Here is a 21,675-nt window from a genome sequence, read left to right as displayed (position 1 = left end):
GTGTACTTCCCTCACTCCTAACTCCTGACTTATTTACTTTCCGTAGTAAACTCTGGCATTACGGTATCCGATATTTCGGATATATTTGTTCCATTCCTCAGCTTGGAATCGATTTTGGAAAGGCCCGACTGCTACATGCGGGCCTCGTGGTTGCGTCCTTTCGATGACTCCACCAGATCGTCCTAAATCTTGCGTAAATTGGCTTAAATTCTGCCTAAGTTGTGCTGCGATCGCAGGTAATTGTTCGGAAGTGGTGGGAATGGCGACATAATATCTAGAGACTCGCCTATTAGCATTTATATTATTGCGATCGTCTCTATAGTTATAGTTGCCATTGTCTGCATTTATTTCCTGTCCGTTACCAAAGCTGATAATTCGGGCGTTATATATGCCTCGTGACTGTAGCTCATTCACCCGTTGTTGGGCGTTGGCGACTCTGTTAAAAACTCCTGACTGAATTACAGTCCGGCCTTGGAACTGGCGAATGTAAGCACTGGGTTCAATCTGACGTATGGCTTGTAGTGTCTGGAAATCACTACCATCAACATAAACTAAATAGCGTTCAAAGTTCTGGTTATATTGACTAAACTGTGAAGGTTGAGAGGGCTGAAAATTCTGCTCAAATTGATTGTTTTGTACTGGTTGGGTAGGCTGAAAGTTCTGCTCTAATTGATTGTTTGGTAATGGTTGAGAGGGTTGAAAATTCTGCTCAAATTGATTGTTTTGTACTGGTTGGGAAGGCTGAAAGTTAACTTCCGGTTGGTTGAAGTCCTGTGCTTGAATTGGTTGTAACTGCGGTGATGGCTGTTGACCAAAGGGAATTGGCGGTGGCGGTAAAATCTCACCAGTTTCTTGAGCCAGTAGCACGTTGCGGTTGGAGATTTGTGCCTGTGCTGGGGTAGAGTCGGGAATCAGTACTAACCACCCTCCCACTAACAAAAAGAGAAGTCTAATAGTGGGCTTCCAACCCTTAGAACTTCGACGCAACATCTGAAATGAGATAAATTTACTTGATATTCCTCTCGACATAATAGTTAGAAAGTAATCAAAATATTTTTAAGTAATTTTCATCAAGAACTAATTAGTTCAACGTTGTAGCAACTATATAGCGTTAACGTAAAGTTACCTCATCTGCGTGGCAAAAAATACATCTGTAATTAATCTTAGATGAAAGCTGTTTACGGACGCGATCGCTTCCGTTATGGATGGAAGAAACAAATCAAATTCTCTTCCCTCCTGCCTCTTCCCTCCTGCCTTTAAAACTGAAGCGCTTTAGTAGCAAGGCTTTGAAGAGTATATGCTACAATTGGACAACCACGCATATCGTGTCGTGCTTTGTATGAAAAAAGTCGTCGTTGGTCTTTCTGGTGGCGTTGACAGTTCCACCGCCGCAGCTATCCTGCACCATCAGGGCTATGAAGTGATTGGTTTGACTCTTTGGCTAATGAAAGGCAAAGGTCAATGTTGCTCTGAAGGTATGATCGACGCGGCTGATATCTGTGAACAATTGGGCGTTCCCCATCAGGTTGTGGATATTCGAGATGTCTTTCAGACGCATATTGTCGATTACCTGGTAACTGGTTACAGTGCAGGAATTACGCCTTTGCCTTGCTCCCAGTGCAATAAAACGGTGAAGTTTGGGCCAATGGTGCAGTATGCTCGTGAAGAATTGGGGTGCGATCGCATTGCCACCGGTCATTATGCCCGAATTAGCTATGACGAAGCAACTGGACGTTACCAGTTATTAAGGGCTGTTGACCGCAATAAAGATCAGTCATACTTCCTCTATGATTTGTCTCAAGATTTACTAAGAGCAACGGTATTTCCTCTAGGGGAACTAGAAAAAACTGACACGCGCCGCATTGCAACTGAATACGGACTGAAAACTGCTGATAAACCAGAAAGTCAAGACTTATGCTTAGTGGAAAGTAACGGTTCCATGCGGGCATTTTTGGATAAATATTTAGCTCCCAAAACAGGCGATATTGTCGATGTTACAGGCAAAGTTTTGGGACAGCATGATGGTGTGCATCATTACACCATTGGCCAGCGCAAAGGCTTGGGAATTGCTGCTGCCGAACCGCTGTATGTGATTGAATTAGATGCGGAAAATAATAAAGTAGTAGTAGGCGATCGCACCAAGGTAACTCAGCCAGAATGCACTGTAAATCGGGTAAATTGGGTTTCCATTGCCGAACCATCCACTCCAATTCATGCCGAAGTGCAAATTCGTTATCGTTCAACGGCTACACCAGTGACAGTAATTCCGTTGGAAAACTCCCGTGTGCGTTTGGTGTTTGATGAACCCCAAATCAGTATCACCCCCGGACAAGCGGCGGTGTGGTACGACGGCGAGAAAGTGTTAGGTGGCGGAATTATTGAACAGTTTAGTTAAGAATCACCCCTTTGTAGAGACGTCGATTTATCGCGTCTCTTTCCTTAACTAAACCGTCTTGGATGATACACCCTTTCCATTAACAAAATTATGATTTTCATCAACAAAACCATAATTTTGGTAATAATCGCCTTTTATAGAATTGCCAAAGGCTCAACCTGACTTCTCACGGTATTTGAAAAACCTCTCTCTAAATCTCTCTCCTAAAAGGCTACGGTGTACACACAGTGTATTAAGGCGATCGCACAAACTTTCACTGGGCATATTAAGCGATCACAGTGATAGTAAAAGAAAGCTATGAATGATATTTGTTAGGTTCGTCAAGTCCGACATCAAAAGTCCAGATGGTTCATTGTCAAGAAACTTCGAGGGCTTTATTTAGCAAGCGACGCAGATGCTCCTGTAGGATACTTTCAGCCCCAGGATAAGCTGGAAGAGCCTCAATTTCTGCGTTGGAATAAGATGCGTAGGAACCAGGGTAAATAATCGCAGCATAGCTGACTACTTGCCTACCTTCTCTGTTTTGGATAGCATCATGGTAAGTATGCATCTTCTGAATATCAACACTTTTAGGCTTTCCTTCATTGCTTGTATTTTCTAGTGACTCACTCTCAAGTTTGTACTTGGGATCAAATAAATAGACATTATTAGAGCCATTAGCTAATGTGATCTCCACTGCTACATCAGGGCGCAATGTAACGCTGGCGCTTCGCAGTTCTCCATCTTTGCCATAGCTTCGTTCAGGAATTAACTTAATTTTTGTCTTATGTTGTGGGTGAATTAAAACTAATGCTGGTTGTCCATTGGGTAAAATTCTGACGTAGACTCCCATTTTATCTCTAGCAACTAAACACTGGGTTTCAACTTTGTATCCTTTGTCTATAGCTACTTCCAATAGCGTTGCAATTATCCACAAAGTTCCCCAAATTTGGTAAAGTTTGTAGAGATTCTCCAAAGGTGCATCAAGGTCTGAATCATCCAAACGCACAGCAGGACTTCTGATAAATTCTAAATAGCCTTCCAAAGCAGCATGGTAAAGTGGACGGTTTAACAAAACCATCGTAATTTGATTGGGCAAATATTTAGGCTGGCTCACCTCATCTAGAAAAGCTGCTTGTTGACGAGCCTTTTTTAATTGGTAAAACAGAGACTTAATCTCTTCCAAAGGCTTACCTTTAGGGTCAGCTTCAAAAGCTTGCCGAATTCGTCTAAGTCTCTGATTGACAAGCTCAAAAAATAACTTAACCAACTGGTTCTCATAAACATTAACAGTATGCTCAACTCGGACATCCGGTAAGCGAATCGGTCTTCCACTCACATCCAAGTTATGCCCTCGAAAAAAAGCTTGAACTAGCCCACCAAGAGGAGGTCTGCGGACTTGATCTTGCCGAACCCAAATTTCATTAGTTTTGAGAATTTGATGAGGATTCCGAGCAAGTTGACTCAAAATCTCACTCAGCCCTAGTCTGTTACCTGTGCCATTAATAGCCCGACGTAAGCGAAGTAGTTCCTGAGCTAAAGTAGTTTCACCTAGTTGTGGTAATTTCAGACCAGCTAAAGCCCCGGTACGCTGTAAGCCTATCGCTACTGAGGTTGGCAGACGAGAATCGAGATCCTCTAGCATCTGAGCAAAAGCTTCACGACTAATTTTCTGAGGCCAAACCGCAATTGTCTGTTCCTCAATCTCATTTTGATACTCAAGTCGCAGTTGGTAGTAACCAGGGTTTGAGCGAGGCCACTCAGCTAGTACTCGAAACTTTCCACTCAAATCCATTACCAAGAGTGGGAGTTTTTTATCTTGAAGCCAAAGCCGTGTTTGTTGTAATTTTTCTTGAGGTACATGAACTTCCAACCAAGCAGGTTGCCACTCACTTGGAGCATCTATAATCTCGCCTTCGCGGCTAAGAAAACTCAGTTTAGAAGTAGGAGGTAAATCCATGTTGTTCAAATGTTTTTAGCATTTTGCTAGCTTTAGCGTGGCTTAGATTAAATTTATTTTCAGCAATATCGACAAATGCCTTAAGGGCTTCTCCCACCCTATCATCAGCACCTTTTAATTTGGGCAGAATCTTCTGTAATAACTGTTCGTCTAAAGCTTCTTCCCAAGATATATCCAAAAGTTTCGCTTCATTCACATAGTTATTTATTTCATCTAAAACACGAAAAGCAAATGGGGTTACTATATGCAGATTATCCCAAACTTCCATTAAAATTTCACGATAGTCAACTTCACCCAAATGCTCAAATAAATCATCACGGCAAACCTCAAGTTCTATCATTTGCGCTCTATCATAAACTTTGTCAGCAAAATTATGAGTAGTTTCATCTACATTGACTGTGCCAATAAAGTAAAGGTTAGGTGGTAACAAAACTTGTTTCTTAGATGCAAGTTCAATTTGGGCTAGTCCTTCACGCATCCTAACTTCCATCACTGAGAGAAACTTGGCAAAGTAATACTCTACCCGTGCTAAGTTCATCTCATCCAAGATTAAATGGTAAGGTCTAGGGGTGCGTTTTTCTGTTTGAGCTTGTTCATACTCTTGAGCCGCTTTTTCTAAAAAATGACTAAACGCAGTGTAATGGTATTCTTTGTCCATTGGATTGAAGTAGCCGAGCAAATCTTCGTTAGTAGTCCAATTAGGAGCCACAGGAACTAAAAGGTATTCAGCCGCTACTACCTCAGCGTAAGCTTTGGTAAGCCAAGTCTTGCCAGTCCCGCTAGTTCCTGAAAGAATTACAAATTTTCTGGTTTTAAGAGCTAAGTGGTAGCGTCGCAAGATACTTTCAGAAATACGTAGACCTTTAGAGCGGATATTTTGATTAATCTCTGTAAACAAAGGTTCAGAATAGTCTGGATAAATAGTTTTGAGGATACGCTGCGCTTCTTCGTAATTATCCACGTCTTTTTCCTTATCAAATAATTCTGTAGCTCTGCATAAATCCTCAAAAGCTTTTTGCTGATTCTTAATTTTTAAATAGGTAAGTCCTCTATGGTAATAGGCTAAAGCGAAGTTAGGATTAATATGTAAAGATTGGTTATAATCACCAATGGCTTTATCGTAATTTTCAAGTTTACAGTAAATCTGACCTCGCTCCTCGTAAATTTCGTAATTTTTAGGTTGAATAAGTAGTAAATAATCATAATCAGATATAGCTTCGTCAGTATATCCTAATTCAGCTTTTACTTTTCCTCGATATCGATAAGCATCAGCTAAATTGGGAGCTTCTTCTAAAGCGAAGTCAAATTGTTTAATAGCATCTTGATAGTTCCCTTCTTGATACTTACTCAATCCTCGTCGGCAGTATATTTTTCCATATTCTATATTAGTTTGATGTAAATATTTTTTAATAGCTGTGATTGGTTCATCACACGTTGCCACCAAAAATAGAGGAAAAATTTCTTCCAATACCTGTTTTATTTCATTAGTTAGCTGTTGATAGTCAAAAGTTAATATATTATTCTCTAATCTGATAGCTCTATATACTATAATTTTCTTAGTAGCACTATTTTGTCGAGCTACTATTTTTAACCAGTCAGCTAAACGATTGATTGTATTAATCGATTGACTAGGCTCAGTAAATAGAGAATATTTATCTGATAATCGAATATTTTGGAGTAAAATTTCTTTGATTATTTTGTTAGTCTGAATATTTTTAATGAATTTTTGCCTATCGTTACTTGTCTCAGGAATGTATAATCCAAAATAGAAAGCTTCTTGTGTAATTTGTATAATAAAATGAGCATTATTGTTTTCACTATCTATTTGTTTTAAAAATAATCTATATTCAAAATAAGGAATATGAAAATTATATTTCAAAACAGCATTTGTATTGAGTAACTTTCTTATTTCCCCTGATATCTGAGCAATTGTAAACTGGTATAGTTGTTCTAATGGCTGCTCAATATAGCTTTTGTAAGCTTCTTGGTTTTTTAAATAAAAATCTCTTTTATTTGAATGTTTTTTTAATTGTGCAAGAAGGTCAAGACTTTTTAATGAAAATGGGCATTCTGGATTTACAAAAACTTCTGTCATTTGGACTGATAACGATAACTAAAATTATTATTGTGACATATTACAAAAAATCTAACTACTTCACTGCTTTAGAAATACGATCGCACTCTTAACCTCTCTGTGTTCTCTGAGCCTCTGCGGTTCGTTTCTTTGTTAAAATGCGATCGCTTTTTCATTCCGCTTCCCCCGCTAACCTCTGTAACGCTAATAAACCAGCACTATAAGCAGGTTCATACCTTACAAAAATTACTTTTACCTCAGAAAAATTCTTAACAACTGGGCATATTAAACGATCGCAGTAATGATAAAAGAACGCTAAATTGTGGATTGAAAGTAACCGGATGCTGCGGCGCTATAGTGTAGAAGCTAATGACAGCAAGCGTAACACGGAGACAAAAAAGTGCAAATCACTAAGCGCAATGTTGAATTAAGAGTAGATGGCAGCTTAATGCGTGTTTATGTAGCGGCTCCCAAAGCAGCAGGAAAATACCCTGGTATTGTCTTCTACAGTGATATTTATCAGTTAGGTGATCCAATGATTCGTCTAGCTAACTACTTAGCAGGATACGGTTATGTAGTAGCAGCCCCAGAAATTTTTCACCGAATTGAGCCAGTTGGTTTAGTAATTGAGCCAGACGATCTGGGAAGGATGCGGGGTAATGACGATGCGCGTCGAACCTCCGTAGCTTATTATGATGCCGATTGCCTTGCTGTGATTGAATTTCTGAAAACAGAGAGTGCGGTTTCTCCAAATCAAATAGGCACTCTTGGCTTTTGTATTGGTGGACATTTAGCTTTCCGCGCAGCATTTCAAAGCGAAATTCGGGCTACCGTTTGCTGTTACCCTACTGGTATTCCTAGTGGCAAACTGGGTAAAGAGATAGCCGATACAATCCAGAGGGTAAATGAAATCAAAGGCGAGATGCTAATGGTGTTTGGTACTCTTGACCCTCATATACCAGAGAGCGATCGCCAAACCATAATCAAAGCAATTGAGAATGCTAACATCCCTCACCAAGTTTTCTTATATGAAGCAGAACATACATTCATGCGCGACGACGGTTATCGTTATGATTCTAGTGCTAGCACCGCAGCTTGGGCTGAAATAGTAAGTTTCTTGGGGCGCATATTTGCAGACTGAAAACTCCTATTATTGCTTTCTTCGTGTCAATTTTGAGTTGTTTTTAACGCTAACAAACCAGCACCATAAGCAGGCTCATACCTCGGAAAAATCACCTTTACATTAGGAAATTTCTTAACAAGAGACGCTGCAAATCTTTCATGGATCTTGCATCTACCGCGCCAGACACTTCCTGTTGTGACTACTTCTAAAATTGAGTCGGCAGTAAAAATTGCATCAATTACTGTAGATGTAGCTTTTACTAACTCTTTTACAGCATCATCAATTATCATATTCGCTACTATATCACCTGACGCTGCTGCAAAATCTACAACTGGTGCTAAAGCTGCTATCTGTTTAACTCCCCATTCTCGGCGATATACTACTTCTATTAAATCTTCTATACTTTCCAAATCAAGATGCTGTTTGAAACCCTCTATCAAACTCGTTGAAATCTCTCGTCCATCATAAGATTTTAACGCTGCGTTCATGCCTGCGATCGCAATTTTATAAGCGCTACCTTCATCACCTAAAATATACCCCCAGCCGCCAACTTGTTTGGTGTCTCCTTGATGATTTCGTCCGAAAACTATCGAACCAGTACCGGCTGCAACCACAATTCCTACAGGCTGACCAATTCCACCAACTAAAGCAATCAAAGCATCGTTACAAATTACAATCTTAGCTGGTTGTAATGCCCAAGTAATAGGCAATTTGTTATTCTGTAACTCTTTAACTAAACCTTTCATTACTTCGATATCTGTTGCACGACCTACACCTGCTAAACCCAGACATATCGCATCAATATTCACAGTGTTTGTAATTATTACTGCCTCAACCGCATTGTAAATTGCAGATTGAATAGATTGTAGAGTGGCTTCGATACCTATACTCTGATAGTTAGATGGGCCTGCTTCACCACAGCCTAGCACCTGACGTAAATCATCCATCAAGACACAAACAGTCTTGCTACCGCCACCATCTATTCCCAAAACATAACTCATAAGTTGTAAGAAAATTACTTATTTTGACGCTTTGGTTCTTCTTTTAAAGGTATAAAAAATAGAGCAATCATTCCAGGAATGGTCAACAAACAAATCAAGACAAAAAATAATGGATAGCCAAGTGCTTTTTGCAGATAACCACTAACTAATCCGGGTAACATCATTCCTAAAGCCATAATGCCAGTAGATATAGCAAAATGAGAAGTTTTATATTCGCCTTGGCAAATATACATTAAATAAACACTAAAAGCTGTAAATCCAAAACCATAGCCAAATTGCTCTAAGGAAACCAAGGGATACACTAATGTTAATGAAGGCTGAGTGTAAGCCATATACACATAAAAAATATCAGGTAAATTCAATGCTAAAGCCATAGGGAACAAACATTTTTTTAATCCATATCTAGAAATTAGCAAGCCTCCTAAAATTCCTCCACAGATTAGGGATATTACCCCAAATGTCCCGTAGACAAGCCCGACATCTGATGTTGATAACCCTAAACCTCCTACTTCTGGTTTGTCCAATAAAAACAAAGAGGCTATCTTCACAAGCATTGCTTCACCAAGTCTATAAAGCAATATAAAGACTAAAATATTTATAATTTTATCTTGAGCAAAATATGAGCTAATGATTGACCAAAAAGGTATATTTTCCCTAGCTTCTATTTGTCGCTGATTATCTGATTCGGGTAAAGGTAAAATTAGGCGATGGAAAATAAACAGGATTGCTAAAATTAAAGCTGAGAAACCAATAGTTATAGTCCAGCTTAAAGGAATGTTGTTCAGAGACACTTCAAGCTGACCTGCTAAGACTACTAATATTCCAGAGCCAAAAATGACAGCCATTCTATAAAACAGTGAGCGAATGCCAACAAATAAGGCTTGTTGTTCTGGAGATAAAGCCAGCAGATAAAAGCCATCTGTGGCGATATCATAAGTCGCAGAAATAAATGCTCCTATTGTTAACGTTGCAAGGGAGATGAAAAAGAAATTTGGCAGTTGCAAGGAGAAGGCTATCAAACCCAAACAAGCGAACATCGCAAATTGGGTATAAAGTATCCATTGACGTTTAGTAGAATAAATATCGACAATTGGGCCCCAAAACATTTTGATCACCCAAGGTAGATAGAGAAAACTTGTCCACAAGGCAATTTGAGTATTATCTATTCCGAGCTTTTTGTAAAAGATTACGGAAACTGTATTGATAATGATGTAAGGTATGCCAGAGGCAAAATAGAGAGTGGGTATATATGTCCAGGGCGAAGGAGTGGTAGTTTGAGGTTTCATATTTGCCTCTAATTATCGGTGTTATTAAAATTAGCATCCAATAGGACACCAATAGGATAAGTTATCTGTAATTTCCCCTTCAGAAAGGCGGATTCCTACACCTCCAGATATAAATTTGTCATTACCATTGTTATATAGCCAAGCTCCCCAAACTTGAGTCATTGACTTGCCATCAATTTCTAATTTAGGAAATTCTAATAACTCTTGATAGACATAATTCTGTTGTGTATACCAAGGGTCATTATTACTACTACGCACAGAGATATTTCCTGAATTAACTGCAAATCCTCCTTCACCTTCTCTTCCTAAAATAGGTTTGGCAAAGTATGAGTTACCTATTGCTGTTGTACTCAGTGATGTTTTAGGAAAATATTCCCAGACTGTCCCAGCATCTTTGCCAGAAAAAAAGTCATATCCCAAATCTGTAATCAGGGCAAATATACTTTTTGGTTGCAGTGCAAAGGCAGAACCAAAGTTCACAATCACAATTTTATTCTCAAAAATTAGTTGCTCTAGAGCCGGCCATAATCTTTCACCTTTTTCATCAGTATCATGGATTAGCCATTCCACTGGATACCACATAAACAGTATATCTATTGGTTTTTTTGTTCTCTGGTCAAATAAATACTCACCATCTTTGATGCCAAGATATTCTAAGGGTAAAATGGTACTTTCGGACTCTAAGTAATTTCTTAGCCATCGCATAGTACCTAAATCTTCGGCATTATTCAAAGCTGTAAATGCTACGCGACAGTCTGCAATTGGTTTACCCAAATTTAATGCAGTTCTATTTACATGCTGATTAAGTGTTATTTTTAAAAGTTTTTGAGCATCTAAATCTGGTTCTTGCAATCCAAAATGTCTGGCAACTTTATTATTGCCATCCGTACATTCAAACCAAAAACTAGGAGTTTGGGGATTAGTTTCTACTACCTTTTTTATCCCTTTTTCTTGATTCCAGCACCAGTCAAGACGCATACAAAATGGTGCGAGAAAGTCATATTTAACTAACTTGATGGTAGCTTCCGGAAATCCATAGTAAAGTAGTGTATCCTCATCAAGAGTGCGAATAATTTCCCATGCTTGGGTTAAAACACTACCGACTAATTCCGATGCTTGCTGGATTTCTTGTATCGTCTGCGGTAAAACTTTATGGCAATAATAAAGAGCGTAAGGTGTTTCTTGGTCAGTTAGAGGTATACCTGTTCCTTCTTCAATAGGAGCAAAGTTATACCAACCCATTTTCATTGACTGAAATAGACGCTTTCGTTGAGGACTGTTGAAAATATTCATAACTCTCTTATCCACCCGCATGACCACCGCGACCGAAACTACCAAAACCACTACGACCATTAGCAGAACCTCTGGAAGTCCCGGCTTCCGATGAATCACCAAAACCGGGTCTTGTAATGCTACTCCCACCAGAGTAATCACTCGATCTGCCGCTACTATTAGATGAGGGTGAACAGTTATTGGGTTGTTGTTTAGCGTTCGGCGACGTTGTGGAGATGCAATCTGACTGTCTTGCTTCTGGGGTTGTCGCACAAGAAGCAAGTAGCGATACAGTCATAACGAACACTATGAGTTGAAATAAACCTGGTTTCAATTTCATGAGTCTTTCTGGATGAATATACAGATGTCAGTTACGGAATTTATGCAAGATAACTACAAGGGTCAAAAATAGATTTCGCATTTCCAGATAGATTTTTTAAGGGTATATCTACGATTTAGAGAATTGCTAAACAAACCCTCTCCAACCCTGTGGCAAAATTTATTAGAGTCCTTCCATAGTTAGTTTGCCCAGCATGACCGCAACCATTCCCAATCTCCCCAGTCTCTACGACCCCTTTTCCACTGAAGCCAAGTGGCAAAAATTCTGGGAAGACAACCAAGTTTACAAAGCTGACCCCAACAAAAGTGGCGAACCCTACTGCATCGTCATTCCACCGCCGAATGTCACTGGCAGTTTGCACATGGGTCACGCTTTTGAAAGTTCCTTGATTGATACCCTCGTGCGCTACCACCGGATGCAGGGACGTAATACCCTATGGCTACCCGGAACTGACCACGCCAGCATCGCTGTGCATACTATGCTGGAAAAGCAACTCAAAAAAGAGGGTAAGACTCGCTACGAATTGGGGCGCGAGAAATTCCTAGAACGCGCTTGGCAATGGAAGGCGGAGTCTGAGGGAACGATTTTGAATCAGCTACGACGCTTGGGTGTCTCGGTGGACTGGTCACGGGAAAGGTTTACCCTGGATGAGGGTTTATCTAAAGCTGTTGTCGAGGCGTTTACTCGCCTTTACGAGGAAGGCTTAATTTATCGTGGTGAATATTTAGTTAACTGGTGTCCTGCTTCGCAATCGGCTGTGTCTGACGTAGAAGTAGAAAATCAAGAGGTGAATGGAAATCTCTGGCACTTCCGCTATCCCCTCACCGATGGTTCCGGTTTTGTAGAGGTGGCGACAACTCGACCAGAAACGATGCTGGGTGATACGGCTGTAGCGGTTAATCCCAATGACGATCGCTACAAACATCTCATCGGCAAAACTCTCACTCTGCCAATTCTACAACGAGAAATTCCGATCATTGGCGATGAATATGTTGACCCGACTTTCGGCACAGGCTGCGTGAAGATAACTCCCGCCCATGACCCGAACGATTTTGACATGGGTAAGCGTCACAATCTGCCGTTTATCAACATTATGAACAAAGACGGCACTCTCAACGCCAACGCTGGGGAGTTTCAAGGACAAGACCGCTTTGTTGCTAGAAAAAATGTGGTTTCTCGCTTAGAAGCAGATGGCTTTTTGGTGAAGATAGAAGATTATAAGCATACCGTTCCCTACAGCGATCGCGGTAAAGTACCTATTGAACCCCTCCTCTCAACTCAGTGGTTTGTCAAAATTCGCCCGCTAGCTGACCAAACTCTCGAATTCCTCGACCAGCAAACTTCTCCAGAGTTTGTTCCTCAACGCTGGACTAAGGTTTATCGTGATTGGCTAGTAAAACTCACTGATTGGTGTATTTCTCGTCAATTATGGTGGGGACACCAAATTCCGGCTTGGTACGCTGTCAGTGAAACGGATGGACAAATTACCGATAATACGCCCTTTGTAGTAGCGAAATCGGAAACCGAAGCTTGGGATAAAGCAAAATTACAATTTGGCGAAAATGTCAAGCTAGAACAAGACCCAGATGTGCTGGATACTTGGTTTTCTTCTGGACTGTGGCCGTTTTCGACTTTGGGCTGGCCGGAACAAACTCAAGATTTAGCAACTTACTACCCGACTACTACTTTGGTAACAGGCTTTGATATCATCTTTTTCTGGGTAGCCAGAATGACAATGATGGCTGGGCATTTTACGCAGCAAATGCCTTTCCAAACAGTTTACATTCATGGCTTGGTGCTGGATGAAAAAGGCCAGAAGATGTCAAAGACCAAAGGTAATGGCATTGACCCATTGTTACTGATTGACAAATATGGTACTGATGCCCTGCGCTATACCTTAATTAGAGAAGTAGCTGGCGCTGGTCAAGATATCCGCTTAGAATACGATCGCAAAAAGGATGAATCAGCATCGGTTGAGGCATCGCGCAACTTTGCAAATAAGTTGTGGAACGCAGCCCGATTTGTGATGATGAATTTGGATGGACAAACGCCGCAACAATTGGGGAACCCAGCCGCTACCGAATTGAGCGATCGCTGGATTATCTCGCGGTATCATCAAGTTATTAAACAAACCACGAATTACATCGATAATTATGGTTTAGGCGAAGCAGCAAAAGGACTCTACGAGTTTATTTGGGGTGATTTCTGCGATCAGTATATTGAATTAGCGAAATCCAGATTGCAAGCAGATGCCGATCCAGCATCGCGGCGTGTAGCACAACAAACCCTTGGCTATGTGCTGGAAGGAATTTTAAAACTGCTTCATCCTTTCATGCCTCATATTACCGAAGAAATTTGGCAGACTCTCACCCAACAACCAGCAGATTCGCCGCAAACTTTACCATTACAACTATATCCTCAGATAGATGCAAATTTGATTGATTTAGGTTTAGAAGAACAGTTTGAATTGCTAATTGCTACTATCCGCACAATTCGGAATTTGCGGGCTGAAGCAGATATTAAACCAGGGGTTAAAGTAACAGCAAATTTGCAAACTGAAAGCGAAAAGGAGCGGAAAGTTCTCACTGCTGGACAGTCTTATATTAAAGATTTGGCGAAGGTTGAGACTTTAACTATTACCGACAAGCAAGAAAACCAAACTGTTGCTGCGAAAAAACCTCAAAGAGGTTTGAAGACAATTGGCTTAATTATCGTGGCCATTGTCTTTGGTAGAGTGGCTTTAGCTGCGGGAAATGCCATTGATGACATTCCCATCATCGGAACTTTCTTTGAACTAGTTGGTTTTAGTTACACAGCGTGGTTTGTTAGCCAAAATTTACTCACTGCTCAAGCTAGACAAAAGTTATGGAGACAGTTTTTTCCGCAGAAAGAATTAGAACAATCACAAGAACCAGAAAATGCGATCGCAGGTGTAATTGGTACAATACAGGTGCTAATTCCTCTAAGCGGTGTGGTAGATATTGAAGCTGTACGTGCCAAGCTAGAAAAAAGCTTGAGTAAAGCTGAAGCCGAAGTTCAATCTCTGAGTACTAGATTAAACAATCCTAGTTTCGTAGATAGAGCTAGGGCTGATGTGGTACAAGGGGCGCGGGATGCCTTAGTAGAAGCACAGAAGCAAGCTGAAATTTTGCGCGAGCGTCTGAAGGGGTTGTCGTAGCGATCGCCTGCGTGGCTTAGGATAACTGTAATGGGTAATGGGATTATTAATTCCCAATTACCCATTACCAATTAACAAGATCCAAATCTCAATTCTAGGACTTATTATTTTATTAAAATTTTTTAATTTTTAATTTTTAATTGGAGCGAAGCGACCCTCATGCTATATCTAGCCCAGGTGCGTAAAAACGATTTTTTAGACCAGCACCAGTTACGCTTGTTAGCGCGTCAAGAAGCTGATAACTTGTGGGCGATAATTCCCGAAGAGGCTTTCATTCTGCTGGGGAAGGGAAAAGTTATGAGTGAAAACTTGCTTGTTTTAGTAGAACTTTCTCCTACAGGCGACATTGAAAGAATAGAAGACGCTACCAACTGGGTACTCCATCTGGTACAAAACTACCTCACCATAGGCATTACTCCGGAATTTTTGCAGCACGAAGCCGAACGAGCAGAACATTGGCGACAATCCCTGACATTGCAAAACCAAGACTTAGCGCGGCGTTCCTTAGAATTGGAAGCTAGACGCGAACAAATTCAAGCCTTAGAAGAAAGCCTCAAACGCGAGAAAAACGGTTATCCCCAAGAGGAAAGTTAAATTTAATTGTATTCCCTATAACCCACAAGCACGTAGGGACGCGAAATTTCGCGTCCCTACGTAGGTTTATGCTAAGTTAATTGTCTTAGCATTAGGCAATCACAGTAATATTTGCACTGCTTAGTAGTGCCTTATTGGAGAACTGGGCTATTTGAACTTGTGCTGTACCGCCCAATCCATCTTTATCAAAGAATAAGTTACCCGTAGTTTGATTGTAGATGAAGCGATCGCTTGCAGCTGTAGCGATCGTACCAAGTCGGAACAAGCCCGAATCAAGTGCCGTATTCTGAGATTGGGTCAGCCCGAATTCCGCCTTAGAAATGAAGATAGTATCATCTCCAACAGTAAAATCAGTAATAGTATCATAGCCTCCAGTGCGGGTATCAGTCAGATATAAGCTATCTTGTCCAGATCCACCAATCAGCGTATCTTTACCAATTCCACCAAAGAGGCTATCGTTTCCTACATCGCCTAATAAGCTGTCATTACCTGAACCACCAAAGAGGTTATCATTACCATCTCCTCCTGATAACGTATTAGCCCCAGTATTTCCAATCAGGATGTTATTAAGGCCGTTACCAGTAGCAGTGATTGCCCCAGTTCCAATCAGGGTCAAATTCTCTAGGTTATCTCCCAAGACCCAATTTACCGAAGAGTTAACTAAATCTGTGCCTGCATTTAAGCCTTCAACAATAATATCGCTAACATTGTCTACAGTGTAGATGTCATTGCCGACTCCACCATTGAGACTATCAATTCCTGTACCTCCATCCAAGGTGTCATCGCCTGTACCACCCAACAAGGTGTCATTGCCTGAGCTACCAAAAAGGTTATCGTTACCATCTCCTCCGGTCAAGGTGTTCGCAGCAGCATTTCCGACCAGGATGTTATCAAGGCTGTTACCAGTACCAATTGTCGCGCTTCCAGTCAGGGTCAAGTTCTCAAAGTTCTCTCCTAATACCCAATTCACAGCAGACTTGACTAAATCTGTGCCTGAATTTAAGCCTTCGGTAATAATATCGCTAATATTGTCTACTGTGTAGATATCATTACCGACTCCACCATTGAGAGTATCAATCCCTGTACCTCCATCCAAAGTATCATCGCCTGCACCGCCTAACAAACTGTCATTACCTGAACTACCAAAGAGGCTATCGTTACCATCTCCTCCGCTCAACTTATTAGCACCAGTATTTCCAATCAGGATGTTATTAAGGCTGTTACCAGTACCATCGATTGCTCCGGTTCCAGTCAGGGTCAAGTTTTCCACGTTATCTGCTAACACAAAACTCACGGAAGACTTAACTAAATCTGTGCCTGCATTTAAGCCTTCAGTAATAGAATCGTTCAGGTTATCTACAGTATAAATGTCATTGCCGGCTCCACCATCAAAACTGTCAGTTCCTAAACCTCCATCCAAGGTGTCATTACCTGCACCGCCCAATAATGTGTCATTGCCTGAGCTACCAAAGAGACTATCGTTACCATCTCCTCCGCTCAACTTATTAGCACCAGTATTTCCAATCAGGATGTTATTAAGGCTGTTACCAGTACCATCGATTGCTCCGGTTCCAGTCAGGGTCAAGTTTTCCACGTTATCTGCTAACACAAAACTCACGGAAGACTTAACTAAATCTGTGCCTGCATTTAAGCCTTCAGTAATCGTATCACCGAGGTTGTCTACGATATAAGTGTCATTGCCGACTCCACCATTAAGACTATCAGCTCCTGTACCTCCATCCAAGATGTCGTTGCCTACACCGCCCAATAATGTGTCATTGCCTGCATCACCTAATAAGGTGTCATTGCCAACTTCTCCGCTCAAGATGTTAGCACTAGTATTTCCGGTCAGAATATTATTAAGGCTGTTACCAGTACCATTTATTGCGTCGGTTCCAATCAGAGTCAAGTTTTCCAGGTTAACTCCCAACACCCAACTCACCGAAGACTTGACTAAATCTGTGCCCGCATTTAAGCCTTCAGTAATGATGTCGTCGATGCTGTCCACAATATAAGTATCATTGCCTTTACCACCGATGAGGCTATCAGTTCCTGTACCACCATCTAAGGAATCATTGCCATCACCGCCATCAAGTGTGTCACTATCACCTAATCCTTGGAGCGTGTCATTGCCTAGCAATCCTAAGATGCTATCGCTGTTCACTGTACCAGTCAGCTTATCTGCACCTGAAGTGCCATTAATCGGAGGGGTGATTTCACTAATGGTCAAGTTGACAGTAGCAGTGCTACTGCCTCCATGCCCATCACTTATGGTGTAAGTAAAGCCGTCAGAGCCATAATAGTTTTGGCCAGGTGTATAAGTGTAAGTACCGTTGTTGTTGTTAACTAAGCTTCCTTGGCTAGGTTGGGTGAAGCCAGTAATGCTCAATACCTCACTAATATCAACATCTGTATCATTGCTTAACAGGCTTGTAGCGCTAATGATAACGGGTGTGTTTTTGTTTGTGGTGATTTTGTCGTTAACAGCAACAGGAGCATCATTCACCGCCGTAATATTAATACTGCGGGTAACTGTGGCACTATTAGCAGTCCCATCATTGACGACAAAGCTAACGGTACGAGGTGTAGTACTGGGGTTATCACTGCTGTTGGTATAAGTAATGGAACGCAGTGCAGTTTGATAGTTAGCAACGGTGGCACTGCCAGTTAAGGTTAGAACGCCTGTGCGACTGTTGTAGCTGCCTGTAATCCCATTTTGGTTGGTGAAGGCGAGAGTATCTTGAGCAGAAGCAAAACCATTGGTAATGCTGACGGTGGCACTAACCAGGTTGGCGGAGTCTACGTCGCTAACGGTGATACCTGAGTCAATGACTGTAGTGGCGTTCTCGGTGTATGCCAGGGCAGAATTGGTAGCAGTAGCAATGGGCGCATTGTTCACTGCCGTAATATTAATATTCCGGATAACAGCAGTACTATTAGCAGTCCCATCATTAACTATAAAGCTGACGGTACGAGGTGTAAGACTGGGGTTATCACTGCTGTTGGTATAAGTAATGGAACGTAGTGCGGCTTGATAGTTAGCAACGGTGGAACTGCCGATTAAGGTTAAAACACCTGTGCTACTGTTGTAGTTGCCGATAATCCCATTTTGGTTAGTGAAAGCGAGGATGTCTTCGCCAGAGGCAAAACCAGTGGTAATACTGACGGTGGCACTAGCCAGGTTGGGGGAGTCTACATCGCTGACGGTAATGCCTGAGTCAAGTACTGTAGTTGCGCTCTCAGTATATGATAAGGCAGAACTCGTGGCAGTAGCGATGGCTACATCATTTACCGACGTAATATTAATATTGCGGGTAACGGCAGTACTATTAGCAGTCCCATCATTAACTAAAAAGCTAACGGTACGAGGTGTAGTACTGGGGTTATCACTGCTGTTGTTATAAGTAATGGAACGCAGTGCGGTTTGATAATTAGCAACGGTGGAACTGCCAGTTAAGGTTAAAACACCTGTGGTGCTGTTGTAGCTGCCGGTAATTCCATTTTGGTTGGTGAAGGCTAGTATGTCTTCAGCAGAGACAAAACCACTGGTAATCCTGACGGTGGCACTAGCCAGGTTGGGAGAGTCTGTGTCGCTGACGGTGATGCCTGAATCGATAGCTATAGTAGTGTTCTCAGTGTATGTTAGAACAGAGGCAGAACCAGAGGTGACTGTTGGAGGAACTCCACTGTTGTTGTTTAGTTGGGCATATATGCCATCCCCAGATCCGTCCTGACCATAACTTTGCCAGGAAATTACAAAATCTCCAGTAGCATCCATTGCTACTGTGGGGTTAGTTTGACTGTTGTTGGTGTGGGTATTGACCAGAAATTCGCCTCCAATAGCTACCCCAGAACTGTTGTAGCGTTGGGCATATATGCCCTCCCCAGATCCGTCCTGCCCATTGCTAGTCCAGGAAATGATAAAGTCCCCATCTGCATCCATCGCTATGGTGGGGTTAATTTGATTCCCGTTGGTGTAGGTATTGACTTTGAATTCGGCGCCAATAGCTGCCCCAGCACTGGTGTAGCGTTGGGCATATATTCCATAACCAGATCCGTCCTGACCATAGCTTTGCCAAGAAATTACAAAGTCCCCAGTACCATCCATTGCTACTGTAGGGTTACTTTGAAAGCTGTTAGTGTGGGTATTGACCAGAAATTCGCCCCCAATAGCTGCCCCAGCACTGTTATAGCGTTGGGCATATATGCCTAAGTAAGACCCGTCCTGATAATAGCTTTGCCAGGAAATAACAAAGTCCCCATCAGCATCCATCGCTATTGTGGGGTTATATTGAGAGTTTCCGGTCTGGGTATTGACTTTGAATTCGGTGCCAACAGCTGCCCCAGAACTGTTGTAGCGTTGGGCATATACCCCATAGCCAGATCCGTCCTGACCACTGCTTTGCCAGGAAACGACAAAGTTCCCATTGGTATCCATCGCTACTGTGGGGTTAACTTGCTCGTTGTTAGTGGAGGTATTGACCTGAAATTCGCCCCCAATAGCTGCCCCAGAACTGTTGTAGCGTTGGGCATATATCCCACTGCCAGACGCATCTTGGCTTTGCCAGGAAATAACAAAGTCACCATCGGCATCGATCGCTACTGTAGAGTTAAGTTGATTGCCGCTGGTGTTGGTATTGACTTGGAATGTGCCCCCAACAGCCACACCAGTCCTGTTGTACCGTTGGGCATATATCCCACTGCCAGAACCGTCCTGACCATCGCTAGTCCAGGAAATAATGAAATCCCCATCAGCATCCATTGCTACTACTGAGTCGTATTGATCATCAGTAGTGAAAGTATTGACTTTAAATTCATTCATGAAAAAACCTCTGAAAAAACTAAAAATTTGATTTCAACAATTACGGCCTGATTAAACAGATTTCTTAGTCATTAGGAATCACTGCACTCGGTCGCAGCCAATAATTCAACTCTGGTGCAGTAAATGCTTGGCGGATTTCTTTTCGTTCCTGATTCAAAACCATCGGACGCTGTACACCAGCAAGAAACTGTACATCATAAAGTTCTTGACAGCCTGCGGTGAACTTCAGCATTCCCACCTGTTGCCCATTTCGTAAATCCACGACTGCCACACCACAGAGCAACTGCTCAAATCGTTGCGTTATGGGCAAACCTCCAAAAATATGCCGTTCCCGAATCTGGCATAGTCCGACTAGGGCGTAATATCCTACGCAGCACAACCCCCGCAGAAATCCAGGGAGTACACAAACTACTTGTTTGTCTCCTGATTCTGGATGAATGCGCCATATTTCCCCTGCTCCAGAGTTGAGTAACCACAAAAACCCGTCATGCCAAATTGGGGAATGGGGCATTGATAATCCATTTGCAATAATTTCATTGCTCTCTACTTCCACTACGACTCCACCGTTGGCTTTGCCCGGTCGCCATCCTCCAACGGTATCTGTCGCACCGAGGGCAGTCACATACTTGGGTTTGCCATCCACCATCGCTAATCCATTCAGGTGACATCGGTCTTCTGGCACTACTTCAGAAATAAATTTCGGATGCCAGCGCGGTACAAAGCTAAAGTCTGGACTCAAAGCAGAAAGACACGAAAAGCGAGTGTTGACGATCCACAGCCCTTCTCTGCCAAATTCCAGGTCGTGAATATTAAGGTCGCCTGTAAAATATGTCATCCGTGGCACATAAAGGGCATCGTAGCGTCCGGGCTGGTCTTCTAAAAACTCATAAGCTAAGGCGGGGGCATTGGCTAATAAACAGACTTCGTGATGGGTAGCCAGTGCCAGTCGTGAACCATTCACTGCCAATCCCATTGGTTTAGAAAATTGGCGTAACAGCATGGTTATCTGTTCTCCATTCCAGCCTACTAGTGCCAGTTTTCCAGCTTGGTAGGTGGTGATGGCAATTGAACCTCCGGTTTGACTTAGCCAGGAAATAAATCCCCCATCGGCATCACATTGAATTAAGTTATTCTCTTCTGGCGCAGTAGTAGGAAAAGTGGACAACATAAATCAGTTGAATTAAATTTCAAATTTTGTTGAAGAACTTTAGACTTAGTTAAATACAAAATATACTCAGTGGCTCCAGCCCTTTAAATTGAGCTGTAAATCACCAACTACGAACCCCGAAAATTACTGGCACAAAGCACTAGTACAGCATGGCGTAAATCGAGCTATCACCTCAATTAAGCAGACAAGTTGCTCAAAGCAACTGATTAAAGGTGAACAAATTTATGCCAAAGTGTACTAGTGATTGATGTCATTAGTTTTGATGAGTTGTGAAAGTTTGTAGTCAGGGCTAAAACCCTTGAAATTGACTGATAAATCGTTCACTACGAAACTTTCAGAATTGATGACACAGACCACTAAGCGTGCCATCATTGTCAATAAACAAGCTTGTACCAGAAACAGTACTTAAAGGAATCGACCCCAGAAAATAGGTCGCGCCGCCATAAAGCTCCACTGGATCTAACTTTGCAGATATTTTGAACT

13 protein-coding genes are annotated in these 21,675 nt (G+C 41.9%); 4 read left to right on the top strand and 9 right to left on the bottom strand.

Annotation, left to right across the window (positions count from 1 at the left end; genetic code table 11):
• Nucleotides 1–33: 33 nt before the first annotated feature.
• Nucleotides 34–990: a hypothetical protein gene (locus RMX89_RS21075; protein WP_322690306.1), complete on the bottom strand. Its 957-nt coding sequence runs from the start codon at nt 988–990 to the stop codon at nt 34–36.
• Nucleotides 991–1,339: 349 nt separating this feature from the next.
• Between RMX89_RS21075 and mnmA the strand changes: the two genes are divergently transcribed.
• Entirely contained in the window at nt 1,340–2,395 is a 1,056-nt protein-coding gene (gene mnmA / locus RMX89_RS21070) for a tRNA 2-thiouridine(34) synthase MnmA (RefSeq protein ID WP_322690305.1), read from the top strand.
• Nucleotides 2,396–2,750: 355 nt separating this feature from the next.
• On the opposite strand, the gene RMX89_RS21065 is transcribed toward mnmA, so the two are convergent.
• Together RMX89_RS21065 and RMX89_RS21060 are read right to left on the bottom strand one after the other, a co-directional pair.
• Entirely contained in the window at nt 2,751–4,334 is a 1,584-nt protein-coding gene (locus RMX89_RS21065) for a DUF2357 domain-containing protein (protein WP_322690304.1), read from the bottom strand.
• On the bottom strand, nt 4,312–6,429 hold the full coding sequence (locus RMX89_RS21060; protein WP_322690303.1) for a tetratricopeptide repeat protein: 2,118 nt from the start codon (nt 6,427–6,429) through the stop codon (nt 4,312–4,314). Before RMX89_RS21060 ends, RMX89_RS21065 begins: the two co-directional genes overlap by 23 nt.
• Before the next feature lie 379 nt (nt 6,430–6,808).
• Here RMX89_RS21060 and RMX89_RS21055 point away from each other — a divergent pair, with 379 nt between their 5' ends.
• On the top strand, nt 6,809–7,549 hold the full coding sequence (locus RMX89_RS21055; RefSeq protein WP_322690302.1) for a dienelactone hydrolase family protein: 741 nt from the start codon (nt 6,809–6,811) through the stop codon (nt 7,547–7,549).
• 26 nt (nt 7,550–7,575) lie between these two features.
• On the opposite strand, the gene RMX89_RS21050 is transcribed toward RMX89_RS21055, so the two are convergent.
• From RMX89_RS21050 to RMX89_RS21035, 4 genes are read right to left on the bottom strand one after another with little or no spacing between them, the layout of a single operon-like run.
• Nucleotides 7,576–8,532 carry an N-acetylglucosamine kinase gene (locus RMX89_RS21050; RefSeq protein ID WP_322690301.1) on the bottom strand — a complete coding sequence of 319 codons (957 nt, stop codon included), beginning with the start codon at nt 8,530–8,532 and terminating at the stop codon, nt 7,576–7,578.
• 14 nt (nt 8,533–8,546) lie between these two features.
• Nucleotides 8,547–9,818, bottom strand: a complete 1,272-nt coding sequence (locus RMX89_RS21045; protein ID WP_322690300.1) for an AmpG family muropeptide MFS transporter — start codon at nt 9,816–9,818, stop codon at nt 8,547–8,549.
• Nucleotides 9,819–9,848: 30 nt separating this feature from the next.
• A complete protein-coding gene (locus tag RMX89_RS21040; RefSeq protein WP_322690299.1) occupies nt 9,849–11,111 on the bottom strand; it encodes a glutathionylspermidine synthase family protein in 1,263 nt (420 codons plus the stop codon).
• A gap of 7 nt (nt 11,112–11,118) precedes the next feature.
• Nucleotides 11,119–11,430 (bottom strand): hypothetical protein, encoded by a 312-nt coding sequence (locus tag RMX89_RS21035; RefSeq protein WP_322690298.1) that lies wholly within the window; start codon nt 11,428–11,430, stop codon nt 11,119–11,121.
• Nucleotides 11,431–11,623: 193 nt separating this feature from the next.
• Here RMX89_RS21035 and RMX89_RS21030 point away from each other — a divergent pair, with 193 nt between their 5' ends.
• The gene (locus RMX89_RS21030; protein ID WP_322690297.1) at nt 11,624–14,608 is read left to right on the top strand and encodes a valine--tRNA ligase; all 2,985 of its coding nucleotides are present in this window, start codon (nt 11,624–11,626) and stop codon (nt 14,606–14,608) included.
• Between the two features lie 159 nt (nt 14,609–14,767).
• Nucleotides 14,768–15,202: a hypothetical protein gene (locus tag RMX89_RS21025; protein WP_322690296.1), complete on the top strand. Its 435-nt coding sequence runs from the start codon at nt 14,768–14,770 to the stop codon at nt 15,200–15,202.
• A 91-nt stretch (nt 15,203–15,293) separates the two neighbouring features.
• Here the strand turns inward: RMX89_RS21025 and RMX89_RS21020 are convergent, their stop codons facing one another.
• A complete protein-coding gene (locus RMX89_RS21020; RefSeq protein WP_322690295.1) occupies nt 15,294–20,024 on the bottom strand; it encodes a beta strand repeat-containing protein in 4,731 nt (1,576 codons plus the stop codon).
• Between the two features lie 64 nt (nt 20,025–20,088).
• On the bottom strand, nt 20,089–21,192 hold the full coding sequence (locus RMX89_RS21015; RefSeq protein ID WP_322690294.1) for a TIGR03032 family protein: 1,104 nt from the start codon (nt 21,190–21,192) through the stop codon (nt 20,089–20,091).
• Nucleotides 21,193–21,675 lie beyond the last annotated feature (483 nt).

Source organism: Nostoc sp. DedSLP04, from assembly GCF_034530775.1.
Lineage (GTDB): Bacteria > Cyanobacteriota > Cyanobacteriia > Cyanobacteriales > Nostocaceae > Nostoc.
The sequence above is the reverse complement of the archived record's forward strand: the minus strand, read 5'-3'. Positions and strand labels throughout refer to the sequence as shown.

Coding starts and splice junctions, on each gene's coding strand:
- RMX89_RS21065 (WP_322690304.1), bottom strand. CDS start 4,334: ATGGATTTACCTCCTACTTCTAAACTGAGTTTTCTTAGCCGCGAAGGC.
- RMX89_RS21020 (WP_322690295.1), bottom strand. CDS start 20,024: ATGAATGAATTTAAAGTCAATACTTTCACTACTGATGATCAATACGAC.
- RMX89_RS21035 (WP_322690298.1), bottom strand. CDS start 11,430: ATGAAATTGAAACCAGGTTTATTTCAACTCATAGTGTTCGTTATGACT.
- RMX89_RS21060 (WP_322690303.1), bottom strand. CDS start 6,429: ATGACAGAAGTTTTTGTAAATCCAGAATGCCCATTTTCATTAAAAAGT.
- RMX89_RS21015 (WP_322690294.1), bottom strand. CDS start 21,192: ATGTTGTCCACTTTTCCTACTACTGCGCCAGAAGAGAATAACTTAATT.
- RMX89_RS21030 (WP_322690297.1), top strand. CDS start 11,624: ATGACCGCAACCATTCCCAATCTCCCCAGTCTCTACGACCCCTTTTCC.
- RMX89_RS21045 (WP_322690300.1), bottom strand. CDS start 9,818: ATGAAACCTCAAACTACCACTCCTTCGCCCTGGACATATATACCCACT.
- RMX89_RS21025 (WP_322690296.1), top strand. CDS start 14,768: ATGCTATATCTAGCCCAGGTGCGTAAAAACGATTTTTTAGACCAGCAC.
- RMX89_RS21075 (WP_322690306.1), bottom strand. CDS start 990: ATGTTGCGTCGAAGTTCTAAGGGTTGGAAGCCCACTATTAGACTTCTC.
- RMX89_RS21040 (WP_322690299.1), bottom strand. CDS start 11,111: ATGAATATTTTCAACAGTCCTCAACGAAAGCGTCTATTTCAGTCAATG.
- mnmA (WP_322690305.1), top strand. CDS start 1,340: ATGAAAAAAGTCGTCGTTGGTCTTTCTGGTGGCGTTGACAGTTCCACC.
- RMX89_RS21050 (WP_322690301.1), bottom strand. CDS start 8,532: ATGAGTTATGTTTTGGGAATAGATGGTGGCGGTAGCAAGACTGTTTGT.